At 42.5% G+C, this 8,159-nt stretch carries 6 protein-coding genes; 1 reads left to right on the top strand and 5 read right to left on the bottom strand.

The window, feature by feature from the left end:
• A partial coding sequence (locus L4C33_RS17300; protein ID WP_428813653.1) for a BatD family protein occupies positions 1-1,711 on the top strand: 1,711 nt, incomplete at its 5' end.
• Positions 1,712-1,813: 102 nt separating this feature from the next.
• On the opposite strand, the gene L4C33_RS17295 is transcribed toward L4C33_RS17300, so the two are convergent.
• The 5 genes from L4C33_RS17295 to L4C33_RS17275 form a co-directional block, all read right to left on the bottom strand.
• Positions 1,814-3,946, bottom strand: a complete 2,133-nt coding sequence (locus L4C33_RS17295) for a sensor domain-containing diguanylate cyclase (RefSeq protein ID WP_428813652.1) — start codon at positions 3,944-3,946, stop codon at positions 1,814-1,816.
• 360 nt (positions 3,947-4,306) lie between these two features.
• Complete coding sequence (gene pstB, locus L4C33_RS17290) at positions 4,307-5,056, bottom strand: phosphate ABC transporter ATP-binding protein PstB (RefSeq protein ID WP_428813654.1); 750 nt, start codon at positions 5,054-5,056, stop codon at positions 4,307-4,309.
• Between the two features lie 68 nt (positions 5,057-5,124).
• Positions 5,125-6,006 (bottom strand): phosphate ABC transporter permease PstA, encoded by an 882-nt coding sequence (gene pstA / locus L4C33_RS17285; protein ID WP_428813651.1) that lies wholly within the window; start codon positions 6,004-6,006, stop codon positions 5,125-5,127.
• A 5-nt stretch (positions 6,007-6,011) separates the two neighbouring features.
• Positions 6,012-6,941 (bottom strand): phosphate ABC transporter permease subunit PstC, encoded by a 930-nt coding sequence (gene pstC / locus L4C33_RS17280; protein ID WP_428813650.1) that lies wholly within the window; start codon positions 6,939-6,941, stop codon positions 6,012-6,014.
• A gap of 118 nt (positions 6,942-7,059) precedes the next feature.
• Positions 7,060-7,881 carry a phosphate ABC transporter substrate-binding protein gene (locus L4C33_RS17275; RefSeq protein ID WP_428813649.1) on the bottom strand — a complete coding sequence of 274 codons (822 nt, stop codon included), beginning with the start codon at positions 7,879-7,881 and terminating at the stop codon, positions 7,060-7,062.
• Between the last annotated feature and the right edge of the window lie 278 nt (positions 7,882-8,159).

Raw genomic sequence — 8,159 nt, 5'->3', positions numbered from 1 at the left:
GTCTTTATATCACCGCCTATTTTTACAAGGCTACTCAAATTTACAGCAAAAATTGTGTTTATTACTCAATGTTAGCCTAATACTCACGTTAGCCTTACTGAGTACTAGCTCTTATGCTACTACCTCAGTCAGCGCGAGCGTCACCAAGAACAAAGTCACCAAAGATGAAGTACTTCAACTTCGAGTCGTAGTCAATGAGCGAGTCAGTGGTGATGCACTTGATCTCAGCGTATTAGAAAATGATTTCTATCTAGGACGACCAAGCTTTGGTTCTTCAATGAACATCATAAATGGCAGTCGCAGTGTTAGAAGTGAATGGACAGTGTCTATCGCACCATTGCGGTTAGGTCACTTAACCATTCCAAGCTTCAAGGTTGCAGGGGCCTCGACGAGTCCAATTACAATTCAGGTCTCGCAAGATAAAACGGCGCCAAAACAAAGTGACTTAGCTGAGTTCAAATTAAAGCTCAATAAAGATGAACTTTACCCAAATCAAAGTACCCAGCTTAATGTTCAACTTATTATAAAGGCCGATCCAAGACGTTTACAAAACCCTAAAATCACACCACCAAGTGCAGAGGGAATAGATGTCGCTCCAATTGGTGAGTCTAAACAATATCAAGCAGTACAAAATGGCGTTGAAGTCACCGTCGTTGAGCAATCATTTCTAATTACAGCGTCGGCAGCAGGCCGCTACAAAATTAAAGGACCAAAGCTAACAGGTGCCGTCATTTATGGCGATAACTTGTCGAATACGACTAAGTTAATCCAGTTAGACACACCAGTACAAAACTTTGATATTAACGTATTGGCTATACCTGATTCTTATCAAGGCGCTTGGATCCCGACCTCTAAGTTTACTCTGTCACAAACCTGGACAGACGGAGATGGCAACGAACTCACTCAGTTTTCAAACTCACAGGGCAAGTTTGATATTAAAGTCGGCGACTCATTAACCCGAACAATCACAATGCGCGCTGAAGGGTTAACCGAGCAACAGCTCCCAAACTTGTCTATTGAGTACCCAGACTCAGTTCGAGTTTATGAAGAAAAGCCGCAATTTGGAAAAACGGAATCAGGCCAACCAATCGCTATTTTTAAGCAAGTCATCATTCCAAAACACACAGGGGCAGTGACGTTACCAGCGGTAAAACAATCGTGGTGGAATACCACAAGTAAGGTACAACAAATTAGTAAGGTCACAGGACTCACGATGCAAGTCGCAGCARGCGATCAAGCTGCGGTATTGTTATCCCCTGAAGCACCAATTCAGCAAAAAAACATAGAACCTATAATGATCAAAGATGCCGGATATTGGCCAATGATCGCCGTAGGTTTTGCGGGGCTTTGGCTGATTAGCAGCGTACTCGCCATTATCTTTTGGAGGAAATCAAAGCAGCGTTTGCCTGTAACAGATAAACCTGTACAAGAAGGCTCACAAGATGCGACGCAAGTTTTGAAAGAAGCCATTAAGCTACGCGATGGGATGAAAATTCAGAGTGCGTTGACCGAGTGGCTTAACCATAACCCCTCAGTCGATGAGCAAATAAAGAAAGAAGCTTTAAACTCTGTTGCAGCACTAAACCACCAACTCTATGCAGGTTCGAAAAAATCAGCCACTCCAGAGTGGGATCCCAAAGATCTTCTCAAATTGATTGAGCGTGCTAATAAAAAGTCAAAAGTGGAAGCGAATCACCTAGCCCACCTGTAAACACCAGAAAATAAAAAAGCCTGAAACAACATTTGTTGTTTCAGGCTTTTTTTATTGAATCAGTTAATACGTCCAACGGGACGTACAACTATGCAACCCTCATTACGCGCAAGCAGTATGTGCTCGGTCTTTATGATAAGCAGATCGAACAACCTGATTACGCCCTGAGTCCTTAGCGCGATAGAGTGCTTTATCAGCTAGGTTATAGAGTGTTTCGAAATTGATATCGCGATAAAAAGTATTGCGAGTCGTGTAACCAACAGAAGCCGTCAAAAATGCTCCTGTCGTATTATCACAATGAGGAATCTTGGCCTCTTCAATACACTTGCGAATAGACTCGCAGCGCTGAGTAATCTCTTGAGGGTCAGAATCAACCATAAACAAAACAAACTCTTCACCACCAATGCGGCAAAACATTTCACTCGGTCCATGACTATGGTTTTTCAAAATATTGGCCACGGATTTTAGTGCTTTGTCCCCTTCAGTATGACCATAAGCATTGTTGTAAAGCCCGAAGTGGTCTAGGTCAACCAAGATGAGTCCACAAGTTGTGCGCTTGCTTTCTTTACGAGATCTTAGCTCCTCCATCATTTGAGCTAACATTCGGCGATTACCTAAGCGAGTAAGAGGGTCAAGTTTAGAAATCAGATCCAGCTGTTCATTCACAACTTCTAACTCATGGGTTCGTTTGAGCACTTCATGTTCTAATGTTTCATTCAGCTTTTTAAGCTCTTCTTGCGCCTGTGTTCGCTGCAGCACTTCAGCTAAGCTCGAAGAGAAAATCCGGATAACCTCTCTAAGCTGAGAAGTTAATGCGCTCCGAGTCAGAAGGTTATCGGCCGTAATAAAAGCAATAGGGCCGCTCGTGTTACTGGTTAGCATGGTCATCGCTGTCCAACCAAAACCAACAATATTGTAATCATGATAAATTGGGACAGACTCTTCAAAGGCGACTTGGTTTGGTATAGCTCGCGCAGAACGAACAATGGGACGTTCAACCGTTTCTGAACGATAATACGATTCATCGACGACATTACCTTGGATATCCGTACCCCAAGTTCCTTGCATATAAGTACAGTTTTCGTCAGTTAAAAAGACTGCAAATCGGTCAATCCCTAAATGCTTGATCGCAAAACTTACCGCGGACTTACACACTTCACTGACACTCTCACAGCTAGACAGCTCAACCATACTAGAGTGCAACATGCGGATATTTTGTTCTTGGCGTTTGCGAATGTAGATCTGTGATAGCAAAGAGCCGAATGACTCTAGCATTTGCCTTTGATACTCAGTGATAGGAAAGCGTTTGATAAAGTTGTCCATCGCTATCCAGCCAATCGGCTTGTCGCCTTCACGCAAGATGAGCATCCCATTCCAACCTTGCCCTACCACTTGCCCCGCAGTATATAAAGGAGCGTTATCAACAATCACCAAGTTTGAAGCTGTATTCGATAGCGCTTCAATATACTCTTCTTCTAATTGGTGAAGGTCATACTGAGTGTTGTGCTCGCTGACGGTTGTTCCGTTTTCGTCCGTTCCATACGTGCCACTGAAACAACGCTTTTTCATATCAAGTAACATGAATGTGGTTCGGTCAAAGCCTAAACGATCCCTCACGGCTTCAACCGCGGCCTTATATAAAGCGTCGAGTGATTCTGGATTCGACAACTCCAAAGCAAGTTGATGTACCAACTTCATATTGTCAACAAACTGCTCGCGCAGCTTAATTTCATCTAAGTATTTTGCTTCACGACTGTCTCGGCGCTTAATTTCTATGGTCGCGTTATTTTCAGCTCGAATGCATTGCCACCTCGCAGCTGCCAGTTGCATAACGTCGAGATTACTTTCGTGATTTTGACTCACTTTCGTTGGGTCACAATTCTGAATAATCAGATACGTTCGAGATGAAGGCGAGTTATCTAACATCATGATGAAAGACTCACCACCGAGCTCAGCGCTGTGGTCCCACTGACAAGTGTTGATCGCCATAGGGATCACCCCATCGGCGGTATCAAACTGACACACCCAAGGCCAAAAGGTCGCTGGATAGCGGTCTAAAGAAGTAAATTCACCGCATACGTATAGAGGGACGAGACTTTCAGAGGTGGCAGGGTCATAACAAAGGGCAATAGCCTTAGGACTAAGCATGGTGTCTAAGTAATTAAACAAAAGCTCTGACAACAAGCGATGATCACGAGTAGCAGATATTTGCTTTGTAAATGCTTTAACAGGCACGGCTTTTATCCAAAGGTTATATGTGGTGCAAAAATACCCAATCATCAATATGCAATCAATACAATGAAAAATCTCTTGTTAAGCGAGTCGCAATTCCACAAATTCCTTTATCACAAGCTAGAGAGAAACAACAAAAATGGGATTTCTTTTCCATTTATTTTTCAGACCGCCATACAGCAAACATAAGCCATAAAACTTTGATTTGATGCTAATTCAGAGCAATAAAAACAAAAAAAGCCCCACATTAAGTGGGGCAAAGTATCCATCGCTTATAGTTATAGTATTCAGTTTCGGCTATCAGCCAACTAGACTAAAAGTGCTAGAATTAACCGAGTTCACCAAGTTCGTAAAAGCTCTAAATCAACCAAAGTCGCCGTTTACGTAGCCTTTGGTACGGTCGTCTTTTGGCTCACTAAAGATAACACTCGTGTCATTGTGCTCTACCAACTCACCCATTAAGAAAAAGGCTGTGCGGTCTGAAATACGACGAGCTTGCTGCATAGAGTGCGTAACGATTACGATCGTATAGTCTTTCTTCAACTCTTCCATTAGCTCTTCAATTTTATGTGTCGCAATTGGATCAAGTGCCGATGTTGGTTCATCCATTAGAATGACGTCAGGTTCCATTGCAATCGTACGGGCAATACATAAACGCTGCTGTTGACCACCAGACAAACCAAATGCGTGAGCTTTAAGACGATCTTTAACTTCATCCCACAATGCAGCACCACGTAGAGAGCGCTCTACCACTTCGTCAATATGCTTTTTATCTTTGATGCCTTGAGCTCGTAGGCCGTATGCAACGTTTTCGTAAATGCTCATTGGGAATGGGTTTGGCTTTTGGAAAACCATTCCGACTTTGATACGAAGATCTGCAACATCAATATTGCCGTAGATATCGTCACCGTCCATCTCTAGAAGACCTGTAATTTTCACGCCTTCAATCAAATCGTTCATGCGATTTAAACAACGAAGCAGTGTCGATTTACCGCAGCCAGATGGGCCGATTAAAGCGGTTACTTGACGCTCTGGTACTGGCAGGTTAATTGCTTTTAGCGCTTGGTTGTCGCCGTAGAAAAGGTCTAAATCTTTAATATTGAATTTGTTCATCATCTTTATCTCTTAATTCGTCTATGTGTCGTTGTACTTATGCTTAGCCAGAAAATATGAATGCGTGGCTAGTAAGTTGCTGTATTAAATCGGCTTGCTATCAGCTTAGTGATAGTGTTAATTGCCAGTACAAGTACAATCAGTACAGTTGCTGTGCCGTAAGCTTGGTTCCACTCTTCAATAGTGAACAGCTCGGTAGTTAGCTTATATAAGTGAACCGTTAGGGTACGTCCTGAATCCATTAATGAATCAGGGATACGTGCCACCATACCTGCCGTTAGGAAAACCGGGGCAGACTCACCAATTACACGACCAATACTAAGAATGACCGACGTTAAGATACCTGGCATTGCACTTGGTAAGATTAAGCGCCAGATAGTGTAGATTTTTGGAGCACCCAGACCGTATGAACCTTCACGGTAAGTCTGTGGAACTGCCATCAATGCTTCTTCAGTTGTTCGGATAATAACTGGCAGTATCAAAATACTTAGAGTTAATGCACCCGATAGGATTGAGAAACCTAACCCAAGAATTGCAACAAAGAAAGTCATACCAAACAGACCAAAAATGATCGATGGAATACCCGCTAAAGACTCTGTACAAAAACGGATAACTTTAACTAAGCGGCTGCCAACCTTTGCGTACTCGGTTAAATAGATTGCCGTCATAATCCCCAATGGTGCTGCGACTGCTATAGAAGCGATAACCATGTAGATAGTGGCGATAATCATAGGGAATATGCCGTGCTCATCACCAGTACGAGTGTAATCGTCGGTAATGAAATTCCAGTCAACATGCTGTAAGCCGTTAGAAAGGATGTACCACATAATCCAGAATAAGAAACCTACCGTTAAACCTGCTGCAGCCCAAATAAAGCCACTGAGAATGTTGTCTTGGCGGTCGCGTGCTTTCTTTAGTTTAACTAGATCTAATTTACTATTAGTAGCCATTGTCATTACCTCGCCTTCTCACGGTTTAGATATAGAAGGATTGCATTCAAAGACATGATGAAGATAAGTAGAACAACACCGGTCGCGTAAAGTGCACTAGCGTGAACACCACTTGCGTAAGACATTTCAATCGCAATGTTCGCAGTTAAGGTACGAGCTGAGTCAAGAATGCCTTCTGGCATAGCTGGCGCGTTACCCATTACCATGATGATTGCCATTGTTTCACCCAATGCGCGGCCAATACCTAGAATCACACCAGTCATGATGCCTGAACGTGCAGCAGGAACTAATAGTTTGAAAATTGTAAAAACTTTAGATGCCCCAAGTGCTAAAGAACCTTCTTTATAAGCTCTTGGAACAGCGCGAATAGATGTTTCTGATACGGTAATTACTGTAGGAAGAATCATTACCCCCAAAACAATAATACCTGCCAGAATGGTATTACCTGCTGGCACTTGGAATACGTTTTGAATCAATGGAACAATAATTACTAAGCCGAAGAAACCATATACTACCGAAGGAATGCCAGCTAGTAGCTCTACCGCTGGGCGAATAATATCGGCTAAACGTTTTGGCGCGATTTCTGCGATAAAAATAGCAGTAAGTACACCAATGGGTACACCAACTACAACTGCACCGAGAGTCGAGACGACAGAGGCAACAATCATAGTCGCAACACCGTACAGTGCAGGCGGTAGCCAGTTTTGGCCTAGAACAATGCCTGAAACACCAACTTCTTGGAAAGCTGGAATACTTTCTTTAACGATGAAGTAAGCAATAACAGCTAAAGATACAATGCCGATAACAGCACTGGTAAGAAACAAGCCGTGAAAGATACGCTCTTTCCAGTCAATACGCTTTTTAGTGCGCAAGCCACGCTTAAGTTGAGGTGCGTCGCTATTACTAAGCTTTTCACTATTCGTTGCGATGGTCATATATCAAGTCTCAAATATCGAGCTGTGGAAACATCAATGGAATGCACAACTGTTCAAAATGGGATAAAAAAGGCTCAGCCAAAGAGTAGGCTGAGCAACATTTAAGAGTATTTCGAGATTAGTTAACTGAGATGTAGCCTTTCTTCTCAACTAGAGCTTGAGCGTCTGCTGTTAGCATCCAATCTAGGAATTTTTGAGTTTCAGCTGTTGGTTTGCCTTCTTTGTAAAGAACAAGGAAAGGACGAGCTACTTTGTAAGAACCGTTCTTAACGTTCGCTACTGATGCTTCAGTACCGTCAATTGCTAGAGCGTTTACAGAAGTATCAACCGTACCAAGAGAGATGTAGCCGATTGCGTATGGGTTAGATGCAACCATTGTTTTAAGTGCGCCGTTTCCGTTCGCTACTTGAGCTCGTTGAGAAATCGCAGATACTTTCACACCAGAGATTTTCTTTTTAAGAGACATGATGTCTTCGAAAGCGCCACGTGTACCAGAAGCTGTATCACGAGTGATTGCTACGATTGGCTTGTCTGCACCGCCAACATCTTTCCAGTTTGTTACTTCACCTTTATAGATAGCGGTTACTTGCTCAGCAGTAAGCGCTTCTAAGCCATTCTTCGGGTTAACTACAACGGCAATACCGTCACGAGCAACCACTTCTTCAACTAGTGTTGCTTCTTTTTCTGAACTTTTAAGGTTACGAGAAGACATACCTAAATCTGCACTGCCATTCTTAGCTGCTTTTACGCCAGCAGAAGAACCAGGGCCTTGTACTTCAATAAATACGTTTGAATGTGTTTTCATGTATGTTTCAGAGAAAACTTCCATCAGTGGAGTTACGCTGCTTGAACCAACAGCTGAGATAGTTTCTTTAGCTGAAGCTGGAGTCACTGCTAGTGCACCTACAAGAGCGATTGCACCGATTACTGTCTTTTTCATCACAATTTCCTTAAGTGGCCTTATTGCCGTAGTGTTTCACTTGAACGGTGCTTACTTTAGGTTCCGAATATGACAGTTGTGTTTCACTTAATTGAAGCCTATGTGACAAATATTATTTACAGTCCAATCAATAACGAATACGCATTGCTGATTGGGCAATGTAAACAAACTTGTTAAACTCTCTTTAAATTTACAGAACGAAATCCAATATATTTATCAATTCGCAAAAAATATGTAACAAATTCATTAACTTCATTGACTTGTAACAACTCAAGAAT

This window comes from Vibrio makurazakiensis (assembly GCF_050337375.1).
GTDB classification, from domain to species: domain Bacteria; phylum Pseudomonadota; class Gammaproteobacteria; order Enterobacterales; family Vibrionaceae; genus Vibrio; species Vibrio makurazakiensis.
This window is presented reverse-complemented; position numbering and strand designations above follow the sequence as displayed.